A 24643-nucleotide genomic window follows, 5' to 3' on the forward strand; every position below is an offset into this window, starting at 1 on the left:
GTTCTTTGACTATTTTAGGCTAGTGAATTTTCTCTCTAACGCTCCCTCAGTACACGAAACCAGCACAACGAGCTATTCACCGTTCGGATACTCCCCTCATCAGATACCAGCAACAATTCGATAAAACTTGAAATCATTATGAAACACGAGTAATAGTTAGAACAGTTTTTGTACGAACAAGGAAAGATCAATGCTTAAAAAAAGATTCTTTAAGACAAAAGATGAAGTCGAAGTCACGTTCGAGCTAGATAAAGATCAGTGGGACTCTGTCCAAATTGCTGGAGACTTCAACAACTGGCAGCCAGAACCGATGAAATTAGTGAAGAAAAGTCGTCAGTTTAAATTTAAAACCCGCTTACCTAAAGCGCAGAATGTTCAGTTCCGTTACTTGCTCGATGATGCGAAGTGGGAAAATGACCCACAAGCTGATGCTTACGTTCCAAATGTTTTTGGCAGCGACAACAGCGTCGTGTGTACCACCGAATAAGCGGTAATTTCGCTTTAAGATTCCATACCTAGGCGCAAACGTTGCGCCTTTTTACATCTCTCGAAATGTGATTAGATTTAAAACATTAATTGGCAATTTTATCCAATTAACTCATCCGATAACCTTATTCTGAGAAAGCTTTATTTGAAATAATTCGTAAATTTGTTTAAGTTCCATTGATATTAAATATTGTATACATCACTTAAATGAACGCACAACAAATCAAACCATCTCTAATCATTGTGGAAGACGATCCCAAATTACAAACTATGTTGGGTGAGTATTTTGTTGAACAAGGTTTTCAGGTCAAATGTATCGACAATGGGACGGACGCACCCAATGCGATTATTGACACACAACCAGACGTGGTGCTGTTAGATTTGATGCTACCCGGGCAAGATGGTCTGAGTGTATGTCGTCAAATCCGAGATTGCTACAAAGGCAAAGTGTTGATGCTAACAGCAAGTGATGATGACTTCGATCATGTCGCCGCATTAGAAATAGGCGCAGATGACTTTGTTACTAAACCCATCAAACCTCGCGTATTACTGGCTCGTATTCGCATGCTATTAAGAAGAAAAGAGGCGGCGCCTACCGAGTCCGAAAACGGCCTACAAATTGGTGTTCTGTGTTTAAACCGATTGCGTAAATCGTGCGTAATGAACCAAGAAGAAATTGCGCTGACAGACGGCGAGTTCGATTTGTTGTGGGTTCTTGCTACGCATGCTGAAAAAACACTATCACGTGAGTGGCTGACCAAAACACTACGTGGTATTGAATACGATGGAACAGACCGCACCATTGATAATCGCATAGTGACACTGAGAAAGAAGCTAGGCGATGCTTCTTGCTCACCACAAAAAATCATTACCGTTCGCGGCAAAGGCTACCTATTTATGCCTGATGCATGGAATGAATAATGAGACGGATTTATCTGGAAAGCTTTGTTGGCCTTATCATTCTGTTTATGGCTAGCTTGTGGGGATACGAGTTCTTAGTTTATGAGATCAACACAGATTATGACTACCTATTACAAGAGCATGAGGGTCAAGCTTTTCACGATCTGATCTACCCTATCTATAAAGAACACGGATTAGAATATACTCAACAACAGTTGGAACAATTTGCCACATCAAGCCATCGTTTGTTGGTGCCTCACACGCTTGAAGAGCTTCCAACAGACATCAAAAAGGCGTTTGAAAGTGATACCTCCGTTAACGTCGCTTACGATGAAGAAAGGGATATCTGGTTCCGCCTAGATGCGAGCACGCCTATCTTTAAAATGAGCGATAATCCGAATAGTCCTGTGGTTAAAGCAGCCAACTTTGATGACAATATCGTTTGGTTGTTCTTTTTAGCTGGATTTGCTCTGTATTGCATATTGTTGATCTGGTTCTTAAGCCGTCGGATTCGAGAGCTAGAGAGAGTGACCGTTGAGTTTGCCTCAGGTAACTTCAAGGCTCGAGCTAGTACCTCAAGCGCTAAGTCTGTTGGGACGTTAAACAAAAGCTTTAACACGATGGCCGATAAAGTATCTCGCTTGATCACTAGCAATAAAATGCTAACTAACGCCGTTGCACATGAATTGCGTACCCCAATCTTCCGCTTACAATGGCAAGCAGATTTGTTATCGGATTCAACCTTAACTGAACAACAGAAAAAGTATGTTTACAGTATCGTCGAAGACATTGACGAGATGGAAGAAATGGTTGAAGAATTGCTTTACTACGCAAAGATGGAGCGTCCTGACACAGCATTACAAACTCAAGAAGAAGTCGTCCTATTCAACTTAGTCAAAGAATTACGACAGAGATGGCAAAAAGAGACTACGCTCGCTATCTCGCTTCAAGAAGTAAACTCAGAAAACGTTCTCGCCTTTGCTGACCCAAAATTGTTAAAGCGAGCCTTAGATAACTTGCTGCGCAATGCAATGCGGTACGCAGATAAGCAGATTTTAGTGGAGATAAAACACGATCAGCACCGCTGCTTCATCAATGTTCATGATGATGGCATAGGTATTGAAGAAAAGCATTGGCCTCATCTATTCGAACCATTTTACAGCGCGGATGAATCTCGCAACAAAAAGACGAGCGGGTTTGGGCTCGGTTTGGCGATTGTCAGACAGATAATGGAGCTTCAACGTGGAGAAGTTTCGATTTGCCATAGCCCACTTGGAGGAGCTTGTTTCACACTTAGCCTCAAAAAATCAGACAGTTAACTTAACCTTCCTACCCCGTTTACAGAAGACGACACTTCAATACACTCAAGCGACAGAGCCCAACAATAAAACAGTGTACATTTAATCCATAAGATTCACACACTAAATGGATAGTACTCATGTATAAATCTTTTATCCTGATTATGGCGCTTACTTCTGCACTTACAGCTTGCGCCTACAACCAAAAACCTGTCGTCGACATGACCAATGTTGACCCTAGTACATATGAACAAGACTTTTTTTACTGCCAAGGCTATGCAGAAAATGTCGACAAATCAGAGGCAGCGAAATCTGAAGCCACTAATGGGGCAGTTACAGGCGCATTGATCGGCGCAGCTGCTGGTGCGCTAGAAGACGGATTAGGTGGAGCGGCTGTCGGTGCTGCTGCCGGCGGAGCTGTAGGAGCTGGAGCTGGTGCTTTGAGTGGAACAAATGATTCAACCAAAACCCAATCTCTCGTATTGCGTAAATGTCTCCAGAACAAAGGCTATACCGTCTACGATCTTGATTAAATAAGCACTTTTCTTAAATTATCGCGCGATGGATTCTATTCACAAATGTTTCACGCTGTAACGATTAATCTCGTTACCTCTCTGGGATATGTGTTCCATCCCAATGCTTAAATAGTAAGGTCATATTTTGAAGCCAGGTAAAACAGGTATACGCCGTGTCATGGATGCGACCGGCTATTCATTTCAAGGATTGAAAGCCGCATGGACACACGAAGCCGCTTTTAGACAAGAATTGATTCTCGCCTTGGTGCTTTCCGTCTGTGCTTTTTTCCTTCCTGTCACCACATATGAAAGAGTGCTGATGATCAGTAGCCTGTTCTTGGTATTGATCGTCGAACTCATTAATTCCGCCGTAGAAGCGGTTGTCGACCGTGTTAGCGATGACTGGCACGAGCTCAGTGGTAGAGCCAAAGATATTGGCTCAGCAGCAGTATTTGTTGCGTTAACTCTTGCCCTTTTTATTTGGGCTTCGTTCTTGCTCTAATTTTTATTCAAGACGCTCATTATGAAGACACATGATTTACAACAGAGAGGTATCTCTTACGTTACCTTTACTTTCCTGTTGGCGCTGTATTTCGCTCTCGTCGTAAATATCCCTATTTATAAAGAACTGATCGGCATCTTTACACACTTAGATAATGTCAAGATTGGATTTATTATCACAATACCAATTTTCTTTCTTGCCGCGCTCAATTTCCTTTTTAATTTATTTAGTTGGCCTTGGATCGGCAAGCCGTTCTTTATAATTTTAATCATTGTTTCAAGTATGGTGAGCTACGCAAGCTATAACTATGGCACACTTTTCGATTCTGGAATGATTGCCAATATTGTTGAAACCGATTCGAGCGAGGCGAGTTCTTACCTGAGTGCTCACTCTGTAATTTGGACGCTGATTATGGGAGTTATCCCAGCGATAATTGTCTTTAAGGTCAAGCTGCAATCTCAACGTCACCAATTACTGTACTTCTCTGTTACCAAATTAGTATCGATGCTGTCGTCGCTAGCTGTCATCGCCGTCATTGCCAGCGTGTACTATCAAGACTACGCATCTGTAGGGCGCAACAACAGCCACCTGAAAAAAATCATCATACCCACCCAGTTCGTTTATAGCGCGACCGGGTATGTGAAGGAGAAATATTTCACCACGCCAGAGCCATATCGAGAAATCGGCACAGATGCAAAGCAGTCAGATAGCGCCGTACAGCAAGCACAGAGCAAACCAACACTACTGGTTTTTGTCGTAGGAGAAACCGCTCGAACTCAGAACTACCAACTCAATGGCTATACACGAGAGACAAACCCTTATACTAGTAAACTGGATGTTATCTCATTTCAAGACGTCGCGTCTTGTGGCACCGCTACTGCTGTATCTGTGCCTTGTATGTTTTCACAGCTCACGCGAAACGAGTTTGAACGCGCCAAAGCGGATAACCAGGACAATGCTCTCGATATAATGCAGCGCGCCGGGGTTGACCTCATTTGGAAAGAAAATGACGGTGGGGATAAAGAAGTAGCCCACAAGATCAAGAAAATCGAAGTTGATCGAAAGCAAGTAAGCCCTATGTGTAATGGCCAAACTTGTTACGACATGGCGCTATTAGATCATTTTGATCAGGAAGTCGCGGATATGCACGGTAACCGAGTGGTCGCCATGCACCTTATAGGAAGCCACGGTCCGACCTACTTTCAGCGTTACCCAAGAGACAACGCCTTCTTTAAACCAGACTGTCCACGTGCAGATATCGAAAACTGTAGCATCGAACAAATAGTGAACACATATGACAATACAATACGCTACACCGATCTTGTATTGGCAGAAACCATCAAAAAACTTAAAGCGTTAGAGTCTGAGTATAATACTGCGCTAATTTACATATCGGATCACGGTGAGTCACTAGGCGAAAACGGATTGTTCTTACATGGTATGCCTTATGGCCTTGCACCAGATTTCCAAAAACGCGTTCCTTTGATTATGTGGCTGTCTTCGGGCTTTAAACAAGCGAAGCAGATCAATACCGACTGTTTGTATAAACAAGCACAGAATGCAGGCCAATACTCACATGATAACGTGTTCCACTCTTTATTAGGCATTATGGATGTACAAACTCAAGCCTACGATAGCAAGTTAGATATATTCAAAGCCTGCCGAGCCGTTTCCTAAATCATTCAATAAAGCCTGGCTCAAAGTGTGAATCAGGCTTTTTCTAACAAGGTATTTAAACTCATCGCCGCGCCAAGCGTTATACTGACAGTCCGCGATCCATACATCGAGATAAGGACTAGGATGAAAATTGGTATTATTGGTCTAGGGGATATCGCTCAGAAAGCATACCTTCCTGTTATCACTCAGCTTCCAAATATCGAACTTGTATTTTGTACCCGCAACCCAAACACACTTGAGAGCCTGGCTAAGCAGTATCGAATCTCAGAGATCTGCCAAGACTACCAGCAACTTCTACACTTTGGCGTCGATGCCGTCATGATTCATGCGGCAACAAGCGTACACCCTCAAATAGCGGCATTTTTTCTGCAGCATGGAATTCCAACCTTTGTCGACAAACCATTAGCGAACAGTGCTGATGACGTGGAAAAGCTGTACGACATTGCCGAAAAAGAGAGACAGCCACTCTATGTGGGCTTTAACCGTCGTCACATTCCACTTTACAACCAACATATGCCACAAGTGCAGCAAGGCAACATATCTGACTTAAAGTCGCTACGCTGGGAAAAGAACCGTCACCAACTACCGGGGGATGTTCGTACCTTTATATTTGATGATTTTATTCACCCATTAGACAGCGTTAACGTCACAGCCAAAGCCGATCTAAGAGATGCTTATGTAACTCATCAACTTGAAGGTGGTCAGTTGGCGCGTTTAGATATTCAGTGGCAACATGGAGATACTTTGCTCCACGCCTCGATGAATCGCCACTTCGGTATCACTACAGAGCGCGTTCAAGCTTGTTATGCAAACAAGGCAGTTGAGTTCGACTCCTTCGTTGAAGGCAAACTATGGCAAGCTAACCAAGAGCAAAAAATCAATTTGAAAGACTGGACGCCAATGCTGACGAGTAAAGGTTTCCATTCGATGTTGCTCGATTGGTTTGGCGTCGTTGAGTCTGGAAATATTGCTGATGAAGTAGTAACACGCAACATTGCCAGCCATCGATTGGCAGAGCAAATTTGTCAATATCTCGAGAAAGTTGTCTCTAGATAATGCGATTCTTGGCTATATGCTTGATTGAGTATTACGCTCTATACTAAAAAGACTTGCCTTAGGGAAGGCATTCATTCTCTGTTAAGACTACGGCGATTATTCTATCAATCAGGTCAATGAGGGCACGAAAGCACACATCGACAAAACAGACAGTTTAGATTTGTTTTACGGTGCTCTCAGGTATCTGGATCATCACATTCAAGAATAAAGGAAATAGAATGAGAACACTTGGTAACATCATTTGGTTTGTATTTGGCGGCGTATTTATGGGGTTGCTATGGTGGTTTTTTGGTATTTTGGCCTTTATTAGCATCATCGGAATACCTTGGGGGCGTGCGTGTATCGTTATGGGTAATTTTTCCTTTTTCCCATTCGGTAAAGAGGCCATCTCACGCGATGAATTGACCAATGAAATGGACATTGGCACGAGTCCGCTCGGCGTTATTGGTAACGTCCTTTGGTTTGTATTTGCAGGCCTTTGGTTAGCTATCGGTCACGTACTTTCTGCCGCAGCATGCTTTGTCACCATAATCGGCATTCCGTTTGCGCTCCAACACCTCAAGCTAGCGGTTATTTCACTCGCACCAATTGGTAAAACGGTTGTATCGTCAGAAGAAGCTGCAATGGCTCGATACAACATCAATCGTTAGCAAAAAGCTAATGCGCTTTCTATCCTCTGGGCAGTCATGCTCAGAGGGTAACGCCCGTCAAAAGTAAGCCTATAATCGCTATCGCATATTCAATAATGGCTGATTGTATATTCATACCGTCACCTTTACGTTGAAGTTTATCCTAGCTCAGCACTGCTTTACTTTTATAATTAATCAATACACCCAAGTGAGTTCAAGATGCTAGACTCATAGCGTCGTCACTGATTAAAACTCCAAGAACGACGTAACGAAAAAGCGAGCTATCCTATGCTCGAAATATGGGTTCTTTCCCCCTCGAAGTAGAGTTCAACAACAAAAAAGACGAACTATAAGCATAGCCAAAATTAATGCTTTTCGACCTAAAATATCTCACATCAATCAAAGAAAGCTTCTAAGATTTTCTCTTTTTGAGTAAATATAGACAGTTACAGTAGCGAAATTCTTCTCGGTAAAAATCCCCACTCAATCTCATGATCAGTTTTTTAAAAAAACAACAAAAATTCGTTGTTATCTAGAGTAATTATCTTATTTGTCGCAGAGCAATTCCATCAATATCATTTGCGACATCGGAGCGCTAGAGCATTGAACTTTTTAGCATTTATCACAGGTATAGAACGTAAAAAACCTTTTATTACTTATTTTTCTTTTTTACATATGTTCTAACTCAACGTCTATTCAGACAGGAATATACCGTGGATAAATATCAAGCAGCTTATGCTAAACGTCTAGAGAAACTAAATGGGGATCCATCTCCTAAAACAATAGCCCGCCTTTCGGCTTGGGATGCGTTTTTAATAAGGAGTACGAGCTCCAAGACTTGGAATACCAACTATCGGACGCAGCGCACCAGCACTATGAACAGTCGCATGCGAAGAGCGACATTAGCTTCAAAGAATTCAAACGAGCGTTTTATAATGAATCCATCAAAATTTACAATTTAGCTGATGGCGCTTCTATCCAGAAAGTATTCACCCCATTACTTTTGCTTACAACGCTCTGGATAGTGTTTGTATGCCTATTTAACAAGTGATCATCAAACTATTCCAACAACGATCAGTATGGGACTACAGGTATGGCTCTATGTAAGGGGGCTAGTCGGCTCGGCTCTCCTTCACTAAATTAGCGACTCAATTACCCGCAATTCCATAGGCTAAAAGTGACAAGGGCATCCATCGATGCCCTTTTTATTCAAAGGAACGCAACCTAGACCTTTGGCCCACTTGGGTATAAAACCATTATGCGTTAAGCTGCACGCTATTATCCGATTGATAAAGAGTGGAGCGAAGTGATGGAAAAAGTAGGCTCTCGAGCATTGATTGTCGAAGGTGGAGCCATGCGAGGCGTATTTTCATGCGGCATACTCGATCATTTTCTTGCTAGCGAGTTCTCTCCATTTGATAGCTTTTGGGGAGTGTCTGCGGGTGCTAGCAACTTGGCTGCCTACTTAGCTAAAATGCCCGGACGTAACTTAAAAATCTACCTCGATTACAGCTTAAGAAAAGAATTTATCTCTCCATCTCAACTTCTACGTGGTGGTGATATGATGAACTTAGACTGGATGTGGAATGTCACCCTCGAAGAACTTGGCATCGATAAATCTGCGCTCAAAGCTGATTCACGACCTTTCTTTTTAGGCGTGACGCGTCAAGACAATGGGCAAGCGGAGTACCACCTTCCTGATGTCGACGACTTGGCAGAAACAATGAAAGCCAGCAGCGCACTGCCTGTACTTTACCGAAATGGCGTATCACTGAACGGAATTCAATACGTTGATGGTGGCGTCTCAGACGCACTTCCTGTTGCAGAAGCAATAAATCGAGGAGCCAAAAAGATTATGGTTTTACGCAGTCAGCCCGCAAGCTATCAAAAGCCAAGAGGAAGATTCAGCGCCCTAACTAAGAGGATGTTGAAAGAAACGCCCGGATTAATTGAACCGATGTTGACACGTGAAGTTCGCTACAATCAGACCTTAGCGCTGATCAACAACCCTCCACCTGGTATCGAAATCATTCAAGTGTGTCCTCCTGAAGCATTCAAGTTGAAACGGCTGAGTCGATCGCCAGCACCACTGCGTCATGCTTATGAGTTAGGAATTGAAGCAGGAAAGGAAGCCATCATACGCTGGGGTCAGAAGTAGAAAAAAGCCACGTGGATTAAACGTGGCTAACGCAAATTCGATGGCAGTGGATTATCGTATTTGCTTCTGGTCGAGCCCAATATTCAGGCTCAAAACTGTTTTAATTTGCTCGCTAACTGAAAAAGCGAGTAGGCAGTCAAAACTAGTAAGTTTCAAATAACCCAGAGTTGTAGTCTTGGATAGCTTGTTCTATCTCTTCCATGCTATTCATGACAAAAGGGCCATAATGCACCACGGGTTCATTAATTGGCTCACCAATAAAGATCAGTGCACCACTCTCTTTTTCGGCCTGCAATTCAGCCCATTCACCTTTCGATAAAATGGCCATTTCGCCTTGATTGATCTCACGACCTTTTAATTGAATACGACCTTTATAGACATAGAGCATCATGTTGTTGTCTTGCTCCGTGTTCAAATTCAAAGCTTGACCACCCATCGCTCTCCAATCGGCTACCGTGGCAGCAACACCTGTCTCTGTTAGCGGCCCCTGAATTCGTTCGTTGTTTATAGTCATATGACCCGCAATCAAACGTACAACCCCCGTATTCGGAGTATCAAACTCAGTGATCGTTTCAGGTTGAAAGTCATGATATTGAGCTGGCTGCAGCTTATTTTTCGCGGGCTGGTTAATCCAAATTTGGAAACCATGCAATTCGCCTTCCTTCATAATAGGCATTTCGCTATGGATGACGCCTCTTCCTGCCGCCATCCACTGTGCACCACCGGAACGAAGCTCACCAACATTATCCATATGATCACGATGCTGGAAATGACCTTTCAACATATAAGTAAGCGTCTCGATACCGCGGTGCGGATGCGGAGGGAAACCGCCGATATAATCAGCGCGGTCTTCTGATTTGAGTTCATCCATCATCAAAAATGGAGAAAAGCTAGCATTATTGAAACCCGCTACTCGGCGAATTTTCACTCCATCACCATCAGCAGTAGCTTGCGCAGGAATAAGCTGACGAATGTCTCTGAATGTACTCATACTAGTTCTCCTAGTTTATCTATGTGACCGCTTGCAAATCGCATGTTCAATCTATGGCTATCGATAAGGTTCTATTTTAGGTTGATGAGCTAAAATTATGAGCCATACTATTCGTTCTACTTATTCAACTTTTTCGAACAATACAATTTATCGAGTTAATAATGAGCACATTTAATTTATCTAAAATAAATGTAGCTATTTTCTAAACAAGGTGTATAGTGTGCCTTGGCTCTTAGAAGAGAGCTGTTAATGCAACATTTAGTTTAAGTTTCCTCTCAGTAAAATCTTGAATCCCCAATTCAGACACCTGCGTACAACTTCCTCTTGATTGAACATTCAATAGCTTAGAAAAGATCCACAAAACAAATCATAATTTTAATGTTTAATTCAAAGGTATTTTTATGTCTAAAGTAACTGGTTCAGTAAAATGGTTTAACGAAACTAAAGGCTTCGGTTTTCTATCTCAAGACAACGGCGGCCAAGATGTATTCGTACACTTTAACGCTATCGTTTCTGACGGTTTCAAAACACTGACTGAAGGTCAGAAAGTAAGCTTCAATGTAGAGCAAGGTAAAAAAGGTCCTCAAGCGACTGAAGTAACTCCTCTATAAGACTGCTTTTCTTGGTGTAGCATGCCCATGCTGCACCAAACCTCTCTCCTTCAAAAATATTCTTTCATCAATCACTCAGCCTAATTTTAGGCATTGCTTTGTGCTATCTAAAATAAACTGAATAGTACTGCTTAATTTATTATTTATAGGAAAAATCATGTCCTCAAAAAGAACTGGCCGTCAAAGGCATTGGTATCAATTACTTAACAAAGAGAAAATCACTAAAAAACAGGAGAATAAATGTTAGAAATTGAATTTAATTTAGAACAACCTCAAACCTCTTGGAACGCTAAAATACATCAATTAAATGGTGATATTTTACGAAGGCACGTATTACCGAAACTTCTTTCTCATAGCTTCATGATCGATTTTGAATATTGTGAGAAAACGCAATCTGGAACTATTCTCTGTGATTCAGGTTCAAAGTTAGGAAGTTTTACTGTTAACTGATTCAGTTTTCATGCATTAATGGATAATGCAACTAATTTGGAAGGTATCCAATGGCTAGAAAAAGTAAGAAGCAGTCAGAAAAAGACAAAAAAGAGTCTGAACAAAACGCGGCGGCGGTAAAGCAGAAAACTCGACGCCGCATAGAAGACATTATGGAACAAAGAGAATTTGATAAGTTATTCGATCTATAAATGCTCTCTAGTGCTTTCTCTGCCTTTATCGTTGTGCAAGGTACCGCCACCTACCTTTGCTCAAACGAATCTCCACTCTTTTAGACTACTCTTCTAATTACACGTGCCTCTCACACACGCAAAAACAACTGGCTCCTCTATACTCAAGTGACTTGCAAATAGTCGTTTCGCTCACAGGAAAACCCGTGACTAATGACAGTTAGGTTATTTGCGTATAGCCAAAGCGATATTTTTGCGTATAATCCCTCTCGTTTGCTTCGTATAACCCCAATGATATGGTTTGGGGGTCTCTACCAGTTCCCGCAAAGTGCTGATTACGAAGAGTTGAGATCATCGTGGGTCTTACTCTTTGTGATAGCGTTCGATTTATTTCTATCTATACCTATTCTTAGAGTAACTGCATCCACAATACACATAAGGTGGAATATGAACGCATTTATTCAAGGTCTTCCAAAAGTAGAGCTGCACTTACATATCGAAGGTTCACTTGAGCCGGAACTCTTATTCAAATTAGCAAAACGAAACGGCATCGAGATCCCTTACTCTTCTCCGAGTGAACTACGCAGCGCATATCAGTTCACAGACTTACAATCATTTCTCGACCTCTATTACCAAGGAGCGGGAGTTCTGCGTACTGAGCAAGATTTTTACGATCTCACTTGGGAATACTTACTGCACTGTAAAGAAGACAACGTTGTTCATACCGAAATCTTTTTTGACCCTCAAACACACACAGAACGCGGCATAGACTTTGACACTGTTATCAATGGAATCGCTCGCGCGCTAAAAGATGGTCACGAAAAACTTGGCATTACCTCGCAAATTATTGCGTGTTTTCTCCGTCACCTTTCAGAAGAGAGCGCCATAGAGACCCTACAGGCTATTCTGAAACACCGTGATAAGATCATTGGTGTTGGACTAGATTCTTCAGAACAAGGTCATCCGCCAGCTAAATTCAAGCGCGTATTTAAACAAGCAGTAGAAGAAGGCTTACTTACCGTTGCTCACGCAGGTGAAGAAGGCCCCGCACAAAATATTAGCGATGCAATTGAAATGCTTTACGTGAGCCGCGTGGATCACGGTGTTCGCTGTGTTGATGATGAAGCATTAGTTGAATCCTTAATCGAAAGCCAAATGCCACTGACAGTGTGTCCGTTATCGAATCTTAAGCTATGTGTATTCGACGATATGAAAGATCACAATATTGTGGATTTGCTACGAAAAGGTGTCGCCGTAACGATTAACTCAGACGATCCTGTGTACTTTGGTGGCTACATGACGGATAACTTTCTGGCCGTCAACAACGCACATCCAATGAGTAAGAGTGAACTTGCCCAATTTACAATGAACGCGATTGATGCCAGCTTTATCGATAACGAGTTAAGGGCGAAATATCGTCACCTTGTTAGCCAATACGTAAACCAGCACGAAGCGTTGCAATAAAGGCATAGTGCCACGCCTTAGGTCAAACGCGTAGGTATTAAAACCCTACAAAGACTCTGTGGTTAACCGCATTTATAAACGCTAGACTGAGAAAGCTAAACTAGCACACAAAAAGGAATAGAATCATGATTCAACAAGGCCAAGCTCTACCAGTTGCAACTCTAAGTGAGTTAACTGCCGATGGTATGGTTAACCACGACGTTACAGAACTGTTTGCGAACAAGAAAGTCGTACTCTTTGCTGTACCTGGCGCATTCACCCCTACCTGTTCAGAAGCTCATCTACCAGGCTATGTGGTATTAGCTGATGAGCTAAAGGCAAAAGGTGTTGATTTAATTGCGTGCGTTTCTGTAAACGATGCATTTGTGATGCAAGCGTGGGGCGAAGCTCAAAACGCTTCTGAGATTCTGATGTTGGGTGATGGCGACGCTAGCTTTACTAAAGCATTGGGTCTTGAAATGGATACAGGCGGCTTTGGTGGTATTCGCTCACAACGTTACGCGATGATCATTGAAAACGGCACAGTGACTAAGCTTAACGTTGAAGAGCCAAAAGAGTTTGAAGCAAGCAAAGCAGAAACGATTTTAGCGGCGCTTTAAGCTTACTCCTAAATACAAAAACGGAAGCCATCGCTTCCGTTTTTTTTGGGCTAACGCATTCTCACAACACTCGTTTGTTGCTTACGCTGCATTTCCGCAAAAGTCAGCACAAACGGGGATGACTGCTTTACACGGCTTGGTAATGAAGAAAGCGCATTGTAGGCATCCTGTTTCGTTTTAAAATCACCAACAGTTACCGTATACCAACGCGTGCCTCGGCTGTTTTTCCAGTTAACCCAAACCGGATGCTTAGGATCGATATAGCGAATATAATCTTTCACATCTTTTTCTTGCTTCAGCGCGAGTACCTGCATCGTGTAATGGTTTGGGTTTAAATAACCATATGCATCCTGAGAGGTCATGACTCCAACACATTGGCCGCTATCGACCTCCTGCTGGTAAGGCATAGCGCAGCCCATGAGCGATAAAATCAATGTCAAAGATAAAATCTTGTGCACGTGTCACTCCATTCTTGTTCTAGTTTCTTTTCTCTCGCACCCAAAAACACAAAACGCTCTTGGTCAGGTAAAAACACACCCTTACAAGAAGGCCTGCGTTTTAACGCAACGAGTATTCCAAAAACGTAAGGCGACCACGTTGGTCGCCTTAGTAAACTGATTTAATAGAAAATTAACAAGATAGAGTGATATAGACAGAAGTTCGCTACTGTTTAGAACCAGCTAGCGACCAATTGCTTAAACCAGTCTAAAATTTGCTTGAATAAACTGCCTTCCTCCACCGACTCCAATGCAACGAGCTCGGCTTCATTTACGACCTTACCGTCGACTTTGTAAAGCACTTTACCAACCACTTGTTGCTCAGAAATTGGCGCAACTAAATCACCGTTGTATTCAACTTCCGCTTGCAGCTTTTTTACATCTCCCTTTGGCAAAGTGAGATAAACATCGTTAGCTACGCCGACAGTAAGCTCGTCTTTTTCGCCCATCCAAACTCGAGCTTTCGCAAGTTCCGCACCCGCCTCAGTCGGCATTACCGTATCGTAAAAGCGGAAGCCATAACTCAACAGCTGCTTGCTTTCTGATTCACGAACATTCTCACTCTTCGCTCCCATCACTACGGCAATCAAACGCATATCACCTTGTGTTGCAGAAGTCGCTAGACTATAACCCGCACCGCTTGTATAACCAGTTTTCATGCCATCGACATTCATACTACGATCACGAAGCAAGCCATTACGGTTGTATTGAGTGATGCCATTGTAAGTAAACGAGGTTTCGCTATACAGCGGATAGATATCAGGTAAGTCACGAATAATCGCTTGGCCCAACTTGGCAATATCATAAGGTGTCGAATATAAACCGTCACTGTCTAGGCCGTGAGGGTTGGTGAATGCCGTGTTAGACAATTCAAGCTTGGCGGCCCAACTATTCATCAAACTCACAAACCCTGATTCACTTCCCGCAACATGCTCAGCAATAGCGACACTGGCATCGTTACCAGATTGAACAATCAGACCACGGTATAAGTCAGACAAAGAAACGGAAGTATTGACTTCAATAAACATTTTTGAAGAATCTGGGAAATTTTTTGCCCAAGCATTTCGGCTGATGACAACCTCATCATTCAACGTAATATTGCCTGTATTAATTTCTTGACCAGCTACATAAGCAGTCATCAACTTCGTTAAACTCGCGGGGTTTAAACGTTTGTGGGCATCACGTTCAACCAGTACTTTCCCCGTATGGAAGTCCATCAAAACATAACCACGAGAACTGAGTTCCGGCGCATTTGGCACAACTGAAGGCGCAGCATAAGCCAACGAGGATACAGCAGCGAACCCTGTAATTAACACTGTGTGTAATATAGTACTTTTTCTCATCATGACATCTTATCTTAGTAGCATTTAAGGCTTACAAACGGTACCCGAATGAATTCAAAGCGCGGGATTACCTAGTTAAAAAACGAGTATATTGAAACGGCGCTCAGTTACAGCCACCTTGTTACGATTGGTTACTTTTACTCAATGTTTGTCGAAAATAATGAGAGGTAGGTAGAGCTTTCGTCTTGAAGAATGAAACAGGAGCGAAAATAATTCCGTAACGCTATGTTTTTTTGAGAGGGGAGAAAAAGCGCGCAAGCCAATTCAGGGAGTAAGTTGGTGTAGGAAAAGTAGTTGAGCTTTTATCCATATCTAAATAGGAAACAACAAAAACAATCAAAAATAAGCCCAGCTAATTATTTACCAAGAAAACATATTGAAAACGCATCATAAAATCGTAATTAATTATCGATAAACTTAAAAACCTAATATTATAATTTATGCAAATTTCATTTATTATTAAACTGGAGAAAAATACAGCTTTCCTTTTTTAAAACTAAGAGACGATTTTTTCGATGTTTTTAGGTTTATCTCATCAGAGAACTTGGTATAACAGTGAGGGATAAGACATCCGGACTTAGCGCGAAAGGATAACCCACTGTTATTTAAGTTCACACGCTGCTTTTTAATGACTAGAGACTTTAAACTGCGGTTACCTTCGGTTTGTGCGGCTATTCTTTGACGTATCCCAACCCAGTACGACTCAAACGACGACATCACACATATCCTCTTTCATGATATAAGCATTAATAATTAAACATCGCTAAAAGCTAAGCTTGTCATAAATAAAAGTATTAGAAATTAATTTTATTTCATCAAAACAAATCAACCCGCATATTCCACACAAATTTAGTGGTTATGTCAATTATTAGTTATCATTAATTTTATTTATAATGAATATAAAATCAGTTTATAAATTTCTAATAATTTAATTATTAGAAGTCAAAATAATCAGTCCATATTTAATATGGAAATGTGAGTCTTGTTTCGCATCATAATATATAAATACATTAAAGATTCATCTACGAACTAAATGCTCTTCAAGAGGTGATATAAATTAGAATTTCGAGACTAGATGAGAATAAAAATAGCGCACCGAAGAATATGGTGCGCTATAGATTTGATTGAGGTCACTGTATAAGCATAGATAAAACTAAACTCATTTGACGTAGCTAGGCCAAGATTGCTTATGGTTTAAGTTTCAATACTTTATCAATATCTTCTGCGCTGTGGCGCTCAGGTAACTGCTCCCATTCCTCACCCCATGAACGGTTCACAATTCGACCACGTTTTACCGCTTCACGCTCATCAATTACTTTTGCCCAACGTACAACGTTTTTGTAGCTTTCTACGTCTAAGAATTCAGCCGCATCGTAAGCACGACCCAACACAAGGTTGCCGTACCATGGCCAAGTTGCGATATCAGCGATGCTGTACTCATCGCCACCTAGGAATTCATTGTTCGCAAGACGCTTGTCTAATACATCTAACTGACGTTTTGCTTCCATTGTAAAGCGGTTAATTGGGTACTCGAACTTCTCTGGTGCGTACGCGTAGAAGTGACCAAAACCACCGCCTAGATATGGCGCAGAACCTTGCAGCCAGAATAACCAGTTCATTACCTCAGCACGCTTAGCGCCTTCTTTTGGTAAGAAATGATCAAACTTCTCTGCTAGATAAAACAAGATGTTGCCAGATTCAAACACGTTCACTGGCTCAGAACCCGAACGGTCAACCAATGCCGGAATTTTAGAGTTTGGGTTAACAGCCACAAAGCCAGAACCAAACTGGTCACCATCGCCAATCTTAATCAGGTATGCATCGTATTCTGCTGCCGTTACGCCAGCCGCCAAAAGCTCTTCAAACATGATCGTCACTTTCTGACCATTTGGGGTACCCATTGAGTAAAGTTGGAATGGGTGCTCACCAACTGGAAGCTCTTGCTCATGACGTGCGCCAGAATCCGGACGGTTGATGCTCGCCCACTGACCGCCGTTTTCATTATCGTTTGTCCAAACTTTTGGTGGAATGTATTCGTTAGCCATTGTTTTCCCTTATTGTGTTTGAATGCATCTTCAAACTGACGGGTCTTACGCGCCAGCAAGCATTATTAACATCACCTCTTCGCCAACTGCGATTAGGCATACTCAAGATATTAGGTCGAATTCGCCAAATAAAAGTCCTGCAATCTCTTTTAGTTAGAACCTTTAGTTATGGGATTTTCTTTCACGCTATAAGTAAAAACGTCGCGATAATGTGAACTAGGTTCGAGATGCCAACGATGAGTAAGCTACACTCGGCGGCGCACCTCTATTTGGGGATTTAGAACAACCGCTAAACTTCAAAGTCACCAAGAATGAAGTTGTTCTGGATACCTTAGTTCAAACAACTTACGTGCGTGATAGGCAGTTAAGTTAGATAGTTAGAAAGAAAAACGCCCTTCACTAAATCAATGAAGGGCGTTTTAATGTATTCGAAACCGTTACTTAGCTGATTCAAACAAACCAGAAATACCTTTCAAAGGGAAAAGCCTTGCTTGCTCCAACCCTCTCAACGTTACCGTATTCAGGTCATCAATAAAGAAACGACTGGTCATCGTGTGTTTGCCACCATTAATGAAAATCTCGATGACAGAATTGTCGATATATATATCAATCGTCTGCTTAGCGTCCAATCTTGGTGCTTTTCGAATGCTACCAAATTCTTCTGCGTACAAATGAGACATGTGACGACGGTCCAGCATAAACTCGTGCTTTGTCGCACTAAAGACGATGTTGTCACCTTTGAGGTTACTCAGCTCAAGTTCAAAGCCATCGCCCTCAAGGTCTAATTGGATCAAACAACTTGTGCTTTCCAGTGTATGGGACTGTGCAAAGACTACCTCTTCTTTTCTTAAACTCTCCAATTCAGGGAGTGGAGTTTGAACAAGAAAACCATCTTTCAACGTTAGTTCTCTAGGAAGAGACAACATTCCTGCCCACTGGTGTGTGACCGATGGCGTGTCGATTTCTGGCAACCCTATCCATGCAATAAGAATGCGACGCCCATTCTCATCTAAATAGGTTTGTGGGGCGTAGAAATCAAACCCATAATCTGGCTGTAAAATATCTTGGTGGTTTTCTAAAGTCATCGACTCTAGGTTCAACTGATCACCCACGATATACGCGACAGAATAGATGTTTTTGAAATCATAAGGATTACTACTGCTCACGCCCTGTGGAGAAAACAGCATCACCGATTGACCATTAATCTCAAATAAATCAGGACACTCCCACATGTACCCAAGGTCAGAGAACTTGGTCTTGATAGGACCTTTATGCTGCCACGTTTTCAAATCTTTGCTTTGATAGAGCGCCATAGAACCATGCTCGGTTTTGGTTTGAGCACCCACCACCATCAAATAGTCGTCGCCTTTCTTCCAAACTTTTGGGTCACGAAAGTGCTCCGTGTAATGTTCGTTCTCAATGACTACACCGTGCTTTTCAATGCTGCCGTCTGAATCCATGGTGGCAAAACACTGTGTTGGGATTCGATTCCAGTTTTGGTCACGCTTGTTGCCAGTAAAAAACAGCAAAGCCTTGTTGTTTTCCACCAAAGCGCCGCCCGAATAGACACCATGTGAATCGTAGTCTTGGTCGGGATGAAGACCCACACCATGATCAGTAAAATGGATGAAGTCTTTAGTAGAAAGGTGATACCAATACTTCATTCCATGGACTGGTCCCACAGGCGTCCACTGGTAAAAGATGTGGTGCTCACCATTGAAATAGCACAACCCATTTGGGTCATTTAACAGCCCAAATCTAGGGGCGATATGAAAACTAGGAAAGCCTTTATCTTGCTGACGTGAAAGTGTCATTTCTTCGATATCACACTGAGGGATTTGCTCAAGTCGGCGATATCTTTGCTCTACAGTCCAACGGTTGTTTAAGCTCATAATTTTTCTCAACTGAAATTGGATCTGAAGATCATTGCCCAATAAATTGCAGCAACTCTGTCTGGGTCGGAAGCGCGGTCATTGCGCCTTTTTGCGTCGTCGCTAATGCACCACAGCCATTTGCCCATTGAATCGCAGAGCTAACAACAGGATGATTTTTCCAATCGTCATGCCGAGACAGGCATGCCAGTAGCCCTCCGACAAAAGCATCACCCGCACCTGTGGTGTCAATCGGACTAACGACTTGACCTGTGATCAGTTCACTCTGACTTTCAAAGACGCGCCAAACACCTTTCGCACCTTGTGTCACCAAGACCAAAGCAATATTCAAAGAGGCTATTTGTTGTAAACCTTGCGCCATCGACGTTGAGTCAGTTAAGAACAAAAGCTCTTCTTCAGAGAACTTAACCACATCGGCCATCGCTACAGCCTTCATCACGACAGCTTGGATTTCTGATTGATCTTGCCACACTTCATCACGCAAGTTAGGGTCAAAGCTAATGAAACCACCAGCGGCTTTTGCTCTTTTGAACGCCTCAAATGTGCTGCTTCTACTTGGCTCATTTGCCAGTGAAATTGAGCAAACGTGTAGCCAGTCACCTTGCTTAAAGTTTGGGATGTCTTCAACAGACATAAACTGATCAGCGCTCGGTTTTACCATAAATGTAAAGCTGCGTTCCCCTTGATCGTCTAAATCTACCACCACTGTTGATGTTCTTTGCTCAGGGTCTTTAACGAGAAACTCCGTGCTCACGCCCTCTTGATCGAGCGTTGATTGCATGAAGCGACCAAATGGGTCATCACCTACACGTCCAAAAAACGCACTCTTACCAGATAGACGAGCAATTGCTACGGCGACATTCGCTGGTGCACCACCGGGACATTTGAGTAAAGAAGTCTCAGATTCCGGTATTAGATCGACAACTGCATCACCAGTTACCCATACTTGATTCATCTTGCTTACCTTAAAATTAAAGCCCTGATAGTCCAACGTGTTGAACACCTTCACTACCAAGTAAAAATTGAAAAAGGCTAGCCAAGCCATTAGTGCTTGGCTAGCACCCCAAACATTTAGGAAAAGAAGTGGATTTTGGGGGACTCCACCCTTAAGGAGTTCAGATTAAGCCGCTGCTTTTTTACCGACTTTAGCGCGGTCACGCATACCAAGAACAATGGTGAGAACAAATGCGGTCAAGAACGCGATCACCATACCCGCGATGTAGTACCCAATCTTCTCTGGCGTAATGGAAATGATGCCTGGAAGACCAGCTGCGCCCAATGCCTGAGCTTTCACATTAAACATTGTGATGAACGCACTTGATAACGCCGCAGCGCAAACTGCCGCAATAAATGGGTAACGTAGTTTTAAGTTAACACCAAACATAGCCGGTTCTGTAATACCCAGCAAACCCGTAACACCCGATGGAATCGCAATACCTTTCATCTTCTTATCTTTGCTCATCACGCCCACCGCCAACGCTGCCGCTCCTTGAGAAACGTTAGACATCGCCGCAATAGGAAAGATAAAGGTGCCGCCCGTCGTCGCAATATCCGCAAGAAGTTGAGTTTCAATCGCAATGAAGCTGTGATGCATACCAGTAATAACAAACGGAGCATAAATAAGACCAAATACCGCACCACCAACAAAGCCAGCTGTGTTGTATAGCCAGTTCAGACCATCACCCAATAGGAAACCGATATCACGCGTGAACGGACCGACGACAGTAAACGTCAGCAAACCCGCTATGAAAATCGCCAGTAATGGCGTTAAAAGGTTGTCTAAAACAGAAGGGATGACTTTACGTAAGCCTAGCTCAACCTTCGCAAGAATGAATGCCGATACCAAAACCGGTAACACCGAACCTTGGTAACCCACTTTTTGGATTTCAAAGCCAAGAATATTCCAAACCGGAATGTTGCCAGACACAGATGCGCCGCCGAATCCCCAACCATTCAGCAAGTCAGGGTGAACCATCAACATACCTAGCGCCGCCCCTAAATATGGGTTACCGCCAAACTTCTTACTGGCTGAAAATGCCAGCAGAATAGGCAGGTAAACAAACGGCGCGTTCGCAAACGTGTTGATCATGTTCGCCAAGTCTGTCAGTCCTGGGTTGGCATCAATCAAAGATTTGCCATCAATGAACAAGCCTTGAGCAGTCAATAGGTTATAGATACCCATCAACAAACCACCAGCGACGATTGCTGGAATGATTGGAACGAAAATATCAGACAGCCCTTTCACCGCGCGCTGAACAATGTTTTGTTTCTCTGCGCCAGCAGACGCAACGTCGTTGGTGGACATTTCACTCATCCCCGTCAACTTCGCCATTTCTGCATAAACTTGGTTTACGATGCCAGATCCAAAAATGATTTGGTACTGACCCGCAACTTTGAACTGCCCTTTTACTCCTTCAAGGCTATCAATCGCTTGTTCATCTATTTTTTGCTCATCTGCAACGGCAAGGCGTAAGCGTGTCGCACAATGCGCAAGTGCGGTGATGTTGCTTTTACCACCTAATAGAGTTAACAACTCTTTTGCTACTGCCGGATAATTCATTTCATACCCCATTGGATTATTATCTGAGCTTGCGAAATTTTCGGGAACGTTTGCAAAACAGATTTTTGCTCAATAAAACCAAATGATCAAAGATAAAGCAGAGAGAATGTGAGAATGATCGTCAAATTCTCTCCCTAAGAGCAGTATAGGAGGTTAGAATCGCTACTTATCAAAGAGCTTTTCATCTTCTCTTTGCAAACAATCCCAAAAACGAAAAACAGAATGGATAGGAACAATGGCGAGTCTGCATGATGTCGCCCGTCTGGCTGGCGTATCAAAATCAACAGTGTCACGGGTTATAAACGATGAATATGGCGTAAAAGAAGCGACAAAACTGAAGGTCCGCCAAGCAGTAGCGGAATGTGGCTATGTGCCGAACCAAGTCGCTAAAGATCTAAAATCTCAAAAGACCAATCTGGTTGGTGTCATTGTTCCTCGGGTTTCCTCTCATGCCACATCCCAAGGTGTCGATGGATTAACCGATGTCCTTGAAAAAGCCGGGAAACATGTCTTACTTGCTAGCACTCACCAAGCCCACGAAAAAGAACTGGAATACATTCAGATCTTTAACCAAAAACGGGTTGAAGGGATCATTCTTTACGCCACCCACCTCGATTCCAAGCTGGTAAAAGCAATTCAAAACTCAGCCGTCCCAGTTGTGCTCGTCGGTCAAGATGGTTCCATGTTTAATATTCCAAGCATCATTCATGATGACGCACGAGTAGGGTTTGAAGCGGGAAATAGACTGGTTGCAAAAGGTTGCCAAACCATGGGTTTTATTGGTGTGCAAGGTGACGATATCGCGGTAGATAAGCAACGCTCTGAAGGATTTGTTCAAGCGCTACAGCATCATGGTTTTGAGCTCGCCTTCCATGCTCGTGGTGACTTTACCATCGATTCTGGCTATTCATTGGCAAAACAACACCTAACAAAGAACCCTAAGCTAGATGGCTTGTTCTGTGCGACAGACCGTATTGCTATCGGTGCGATGAGAGCGATTCAAGAGCTCGGGTTAACACCGGGTAAAGACGTTTTAGTGCTAGGCGTTGGTGATGATGAGCTCGCATCAGTGTGCACCCCAACCTTATCAACATTTAACTATGCATTTGATAAAGCAGGGGAAAATGGTGCGAAACTGTTACTAGATAGAATTGCCAACAGAAGTTTTGAAATGAGTAAGATGGTACTAACCTTCAAAACTATTGAGCGTCAGTCCTGTTAATGAAAAAGCGCCAACTGAAATCAGTTGGCGCTTTTCTTATTACTCTTTGTAGGTTAGGTCCCTTTAGAACCAAGTTTCCATTTGCAGTGCAAACAGAACTTCACCACCATCACCCATCGTTGCAGCACCCGCATCCTGGCTAATCGAGTAGCCATTCAAGTCTTCGCTCCAATCAACGTAGCTAACTGCAAAACGTAGCTCCGGACGGTCAAAGAAACCTGCAGCAGTAGACATCTTAAGCGTTGGTGCAATTGTCGCTTTGTAAAAACTGCCACTTGCTTTATCAATCGCATTGTCTAGGTCCATGTATTGGTATGAGCCTTCATAAACCATCTCAAAGTTCTGCGTAAACTCTTGCGCTAAGCGGATGTTGAACGATGCCCACGTAAATTCATCATTTTTAGCAAAGCGATCTTGGCTGTGTTCTGCTAGCAACGCAGGTGCTACACGCCAGTTGTCGCCGATGCGTGTTACACCATAGCTGAACAAGCGTACGGCTTTTGCGTCTTCTAACAAATCTCCGTTTGAACCGATGCCTTTAAGTTCCGCACCCAATCCATCACCCATCAAAATACCGGTTTTAGAGAAGCCTTCACTCATGCCAAAGAAGTTATCGCCATGGTAGGCAAACATCGCATGTAAACCTTTGTCCGCTGCTCCATCTACGCGATCATTGTTATCAGCAGACGTCATGCCGCTCAGCATCAATTGCCAATTACCGAAGCGGTTGTTCATTGTCGCGATATAGTTTTCAACATCCGTTGACGAGCTATCAATCTCACCAAAATCACGACCATAGATCGAGAAGTTTGCTTTCCATGATTCGCTCATTTGGACGTCATACACACCAGCACCAGTGCCAGATAAGAAAACAATATCCGAGTCAAAGAAGTGAATGTCAAAGTTATCACGGTCAAATCGTTTACCAGCCCAAAACGTCGCGTCAGCAAACGCACTTGATTCAGAGAACATGCTCAACTTGTTTAGCTCAGCATATACCTGACGAACGTTTAATTGACTCTCGCTCGCCGTCCATTCGTTATTGGTTTCCGTACTATCTGCCAACATGATTCGGAACAATGCGCTGGAACCATCATCTGCAAAACGTTTGTGAATAAGGTTTGCTTCCACATAATGATCATCCTCTACCCCTAATCGCCCAACTGGAGCGCCAATAGCACCAGCTGCCGTCATGTAAGGACCAGTACCCACTGCACCATTCAGATCATCATTAATGAGCAGCCCGGAACGAGCGTAGCCATGAAACTCAAAGCTTGAGGCTTTCTCATTTGCTTCTGTGGATGCTTTTTCTGTCTGCTCAAGTCTCTGTTCTAATTCATTAATTCGCTTTTCAAGAGCGTCAACATCTGTTGCTGCGAATACAGGTGCAGTAACCAGTCCAAGCGCTACTGCCATCGTCAAAGTGTGTAGTTTCATTTCCATAGTCTCACGTAAATTTATACTTAGGCAAATTGCAAACGTTCCCAAGAAAAATCGCAAACTTATGGTGACTTTAAATGTCCATCTAAAGCCTGAATTTCAGAGCGCTCGTACTCAGAGCGTCTCTACTACTTATAT

Annotated in this window: 23 protein-coding genes, 2 pseudogenes and 1 riboswitch; of the genes and pseudogenes, 17 read left to right on the forward strand and 8 right to left on the reverse strand. The window is 42.9% G+C overall.

What is annotated here, in order from left to right:
• The first annotated feature begins 190 nt into the window (after positions 1-190).
• The 10 genes and pseudogenes from R7P36_RS05005 to R7P36_RS05050 all read left to right on the forward strand — a co-directional run bounded on the left by R7P36_RS05005 (position 191) and on the right by R7P36_RS05050 (position 9221).
• The gene (locus R7P36_RS05005) at positions 191-487 is read left to right on the forward strand and encodes an isoamylase early set domain-containing protein (protein ID WP_017635151.1); all 297 of its coding nucleotides are present in this window, start codon (positions 191-193) and stop codon (positions 485-487) included.
• 206 nt (positions 488-693) lie between these two features.
• A complete protein-coding gene (locus R7P36_RS05010; protein ID WP_053304548.1) occupies positions 694-1407 on the forward strand; it encodes a response regulator in 714 nt (237 codons plus the stop codon).
• A complete protein-coding gene (locus R7P36_RS05015; RefSeq protein WP_005373675.1) occupies positions 1407-2705 on the forward strand; it encodes an ATP-binding protein in 1299 nt (432 codons plus the stop codon). Before R7P36_RS05010 ends, R7P36_RS05015 begins: the two co-directional genes overlap by 1 nt.
• A gap of 119 nt (positions 2706-2824) precedes the next feature.
• Complete coding sequence (locus R7P36_RS05020) at positions 2825-3217, forward strand: glycine zipper family protein (RefSeq protein ID WP_318122034.1); 393 nt, start codon at positions 2825-2827, stop codon at positions 3215-3217.
• A 127-nt stretch (positions 3218-3344) separates the two neighbouring features.
• Positions 3345-3701, forward strand: a complete 357-nt coding sequence (locus R7P36_RS05025; RefSeq protein WP_017635149.1) for a diacylglycerol kinase — start codon at positions 3345-3347, stop codon at positions 3699-3701.
• A gap of 21 nt (positions 3702-3722) precedes the next feature.
• Positions 3723-5378 (forward strand): phosphoethanolamine transferase, encoded by a 1656-nt coding sequence (locus R7P36_RS05030; RefSeq protein WP_213899212.1) that lies wholly within the window; start codon positions 3723-3725, stop codon positions 5376-5378.
• A gap of 123 nt (positions 5379-5501) precedes the next feature.
• Positions 5502-6434 carry a Gfo/Idh/MocA family protein gene (locus tag R7P36_RS05035; protein ID WP_167416160.1) on the forward strand — a complete coding sequence of 311 codons (933 nt, stop codon included), beginning with the start codon at positions 5502-5504 and terminating at the stop codon, positions 6432-6434.
• A 218-nt stretch (positions 6435-6652) separates the two neighbouring features.
• A complete protein-coding gene (locus tag R7P36_RS05040; RefSeq protein ID WP_005373685.1) occupies positions 6653-7084 on the forward strand; it encodes a YccF domain-containing protein in 432 nt (143 codons plus the stop codon).
• Between the two features lie 692 nt (positions 7085-7776).
• A pseudogene (locus tag R7P36_RS05045) lies at positions 7777-8114 on the forward strand (hypothetical protein).
• Positions 8115-8372: 258 nt separating this feature from the next.
• Complete coding sequence (locus R7P36_RS05050) at positions 8373-9221, forward strand: patatin family protein (RefSeq protein WP_213899213.1); 849 nt, start codon at positions 8373-8375, stop codon at positions 9219-9221.
• A gap of 142 nt (positions 9222-9363) precedes the next feature.
• Here R7P36_RS05050 and R7P36_RS05055 read toward each other — a convergent pair whose 3' ends face one another.
• A complete protein-coding gene (locus tag R7P36_RS05055; protein ID WP_138940070.1) occupies positions 9364-10212 on the reverse strand; it encodes a pirin family protein in 849 nt (282 codons plus the stop codon).
• 401 nt (positions 10213-10613) lie between these two features.
• On the opposite strand from R7P36_RS05055, the gene R7P36_RS05060 reads away from it, so the two are divergent.
• From R7P36_RS05060 to R7P36_RS05080, 5 genes are all read left to right on the forward strand, one after another.
• On the forward strand, positions 10614-10823 hold the full coding sequence (locus tag R7P36_RS05060; RefSeq protein ID WP_005373691.1) for a cold-shock protein: 210 nt from the start codon (positions 10614-10616) through the stop codon (positions 10821-10823).
• A gap of 240 nt (positions 10824-11063) precedes the next feature.
• On the forward strand, positions 11064-11273 hold the full coding sequence (locus R7P36_RS05065) for a hypothetical protein (protein WP_005373692.1): 210 nt from the start codon (positions 11064-11066) through the stop codon (positions 11271-11273).
• A 50-nt stretch (positions 11274-11323) separates the two neighbouring features.
• Positions 11324-11464, forward strand: coding sequence for a PA3496 family putative envelope integrity protein (locus R7P36_RS05070; RefSeq protein ID WP_017633782.1), 141 nt, complete (start codon positions 11324-11326; stop codon positions 11462-11464).
• Between the two features lie 237 nt (positions 11465-11701).
• Positions 11702-11801: riboswitch (purine riboswitch) on the forward strand.
• 89 nt (positions 11802-11890) lie between these two features.
• Positions 11891-12907 (forward strand): adenosine deaminase, encoded by a 1017-nt coding sequence (locus tag R7P36_RS05075; protein ID WP_318122036.1) that lies wholly within the window; start codon positions 11891-11893, stop codon positions 12905-12907.
• A 125-nt stretch (positions 12908-13032) separates the two neighbouring features.
• Positions 13033-13506, forward strand: coding sequence for a peroxiredoxin (locus R7P36_RS05080; RefSeq protein ID WP_005373699.1), 474 nt, complete (start codon positions 13033-13035; stop codon positions 13504-13506).
• Positions 13507-13556: 50 nt separating this feature from the next.
• Here R7P36_RS05080 and R7P36_RS05085 read toward each other — a convergent pair whose 3' ends face one another.
• The 3 genes from R7P36_RS05085 to yghU all read right to left on the reverse strand — a co-directional run bounded on the left by R7P36_RS05085 (position 13557) and on the right by yghU (position 17391).
• On the reverse strand, positions 13557-13964 hold the full coding sequence (locus R7P36_RS05085; RefSeq protein ID WP_005373701.1) for an SPOR domain-containing protein: 408 nt from the start codon (positions 13962-13964) through the stop codon (positions 13557-13559).
• Positions 13965-14176: 212 nt separating this feature from the next.
• On the reverse strand, positions 14177-15346 hold the full coding sequence (locus R7P36_RS05090) for a D-alanyl-D-alanine carboxypeptidase family protein (protein ID WP_172563955.1): 1170 nt from the start codon (positions 15344-15346) through the stop codon (positions 14177-14179).
• Between the two features lie 1187 nt (positions 15347-16533).
• Positions 16534-17391, reverse strand: coding sequence for a glutathione-dependent disulfide-bond oxidoreductase (gene yghU, locus R7P36_RS05095; RefSeq protein WP_005373705.1), 858 nt, complete (start codon positions 17389-17391; stop codon positions 16534-16536).
• Between the two features lie 253 nt (positions 17392-17644).
• On the opposite strand from yghU, the pseudogene R7P36_RS05100 reads away from it, so the two are divergent.
• A pseudogene (locus R7P36_RS05100) lies at positions 17645-17764 on the forward strand (dihydrofolate reductase); the annotation flags it as partial.
• Between the two features lie 64 nt (positions 17765-17828).
• On the opposite strand, the gene R7P36_RS05105 reads toward R7P36_RS05100, so the two are convergent.
• The 3 genes from R7P36_RS05105 to R7P36_RS05115 form a co-directional block, all read right to left on the reverse strand.
• Positions 17829-19283 carry a sucrose-6-phosphate hydrolase gene (locus tag R7P36_RS05105; protein ID WP_042523221.1) on the reverse strand — a complete coding sequence of 485 codons (1455 nt, stop codon included), beginning with the start codon at positions 19281-19283 and terminating at the stop codon, positions 17829-17831.
• Between the two features lie 31 nt (positions 19284-19314).
• Positions 19315-20238 (reverse strand): aminoimidazole riboside kinase, encoded by a 924-nt coding sequence (locus R7P36_RS05110; protein ID WP_213899215.1) that lies wholly within the window; start codon positions 20236-20238, stop codon positions 19315-19317.
• Between the two features lie 165 nt (positions 20239-20403).
• Positions 20404-21843 carry a sucrose-specific PTS transporter subunit IIBC gene (locus tag R7P36_RS05115; RefSeq protein ID WP_062731055.1) on the reverse strand — a complete coding sequence of 480 codons (1440 nt, stop codon included), beginning with the start codon at positions 21841-21843 and terminating at the stop codon, positions 20404-20406.
• A gap of 235 nt (positions 21844-22078) precedes the next feature.
• Here R7P36_RS05115 and R7P36_RS05120 point away from each other — a divergent pair, with 235 nt between their 5' ends.
• Entirely contained in the window at positions 22079-23065 is a 987-nt protein-coding gene (locus tag R7P36_RS05120; protein WP_017633789.1) for a LacI family DNA-binding transcriptional regulator, read from the forward strand.
• Between the two features lie 63 nt (positions 23066-23128).
• Here the strand turns inward: R7P36_RS05120 and R7P36_RS05125 are convergent, their stop codons facing one another.
• On the reverse strand, positions 23129-24502 hold the full coding sequence (locus R7P36_RS05125) for a carbohydrate porin (protein ID WP_213899237.1): 1374 nt from the start codon (positions 24500-24502) through the stop codon (positions 23129-23131).
• Between the last annotated feature and the right edge of the window lie 141 nt (positions 24503-24643).

Origin of the sequence: Vibrio sp. 397, assembly GCF_033339395.1 — a bacterium.
GTDB lineage: Bacteria > Pseudomonadota > Gammaproteobacteria > Enterobacterales > Vibrionaceae > Vibrio > Vibrio alginolyticus.

Coding starts and splice junctions, on each gene's coding strand:
- R7P36_RS05005 (WP_017635151.1), top strand. CDS start 191: ATGCTTAAAAAAAGATTCTTTAAGACAAAAGATGAAGTCGAAGTCACG.
- R7P36_RS05010 (WP_053304548.1), top strand. CDS start 694: ATGAACGCACAACAAATCAAACCATCTCTAATCATTGTGGAAGACGAT.
- R7P36_RS05015 (WP_005373675.1), top strand. CDS start 1,407: ATGAGACGGATTTATCTGGAAAGCTTTGTTGGCCTTATCATTCTGTTT.
- R7P36_RS05020 (WP_318122034.1), top strand. CDS start 2,825: ATGTATAAATCTTTTATCCTGATTATGGCGCTTACTTCTGCACTTACA.
- R7P36_RS05030 (WP_213899212.1), top strand. CDS start 3,723: ATGAAGACACATGATTTACAACAGAGAGGTATCTCTTACGTTACCTTT.
- R7P36_RS05035 (WP_167416160.1), top strand. CDS start 5,502: ATGAAAATTGGTATTATTGGTCTAGGGGATATCGCTCAGAAAGCATAC.
- R7P36_RS05040 (WP_005373685.1), top strand. CDS start 6,653: ATGAGAACACTTGGTAACATCATTTGGTTTGTATTTGGCGGCGTATTT.
- R7P36_RS05050 (WP_213899213.1), top strand. CDS start 8,373: ATGGAAAAAGTAGGCTCTCGAGCATTGATTGTCGAAGGTGGAGCCATG.
- R7P36_RS05055 (WP_138940070.1), bottom strand. CDS start 10,212: ATGAGTACATTCAGAGACATTCGTCAGCTTATTCCTGCGCAAGCTACT.
- R7P36_RS05060 (WP_005373691.1), top strand. CDS start 10,614: ATGTCTAAAGTAACTGGTTCAGTAAAATGGTTTAACGAAACTAAAGGC.
- R7P36_RS05065 (WP_005373692.1), top strand. CDS start 11,064: ATGTTAGAAATTGAATTTAATTTAGAACAACCTCAAACCTCTTGGAAC.
- R7P36_RS05070 (WP_017633782.1), top strand. CDS start 11,324: ATGGCTAGAAAAAGTAAGAAGCAGTCAGAAAAAGACAAAAAAGAGTCT.
- R7P36_RS05075 (WP_318122036.1), top strand. CDS start 11,891: ATGAACGCATTTATTCAAGGTCTTCCAAAAGTAGAGCTGCACTTACAT.
- R7P36_RS05080 (WP_005373699.1), top strand. CDS start 13,033: ATGATTCAACAAGGCCAAGCTCTACCAGTTGCAACTCTAAGTGAGTTA.
- R7P36_RS05090 (WP_172563955.1), bottom strand. CDS start 15,346: ATGAGAAAAAGTACTATATTACACACAGTGTTAATTACAGGGTTCGCT.
- yghU (WP_005373705.1), bottom strand. CDS start 17,391: ATGGCTAACGAATACATTCCACCAAAAGTTTGGACAAACGATAATGAA.
- R7P36_RS05105 (WP_042523221.1), bottom strand. CDS start 19,283: ATGAGCTTAAACAACCGTTGGACTGTAGAGCAAAGATATCGCCGACTT.
- R7P36_RS05110 (WP_213899215.1), bottom strand. CDS start 20,238: ATGAATCAAGTATGGGTAACTGGTGATGCAGTTGTCGATCTAATACCG.
- R7P36_RS05115 (WP_062731055.1), bottom strand. CDS start 21,843: ATGAATTATCCGGCAGTAGCAAAAGAGTTGTTAACTCTATTAGGTGGT.
- R7P36_RS05120 (WP_017633789.1), top strand. CDS start 22,079: ATGGCGAGTCTGCATGATGTCGCCCGTCTGGCTGGCGTATCAAAATCA.
- R7P36_RS05125 (WP_213899237.1), bottom strand. CDS start 24,502: ATGAAACTACACACTTTGACGATGGCAGTAGCGCTTGGACTGGTTACT.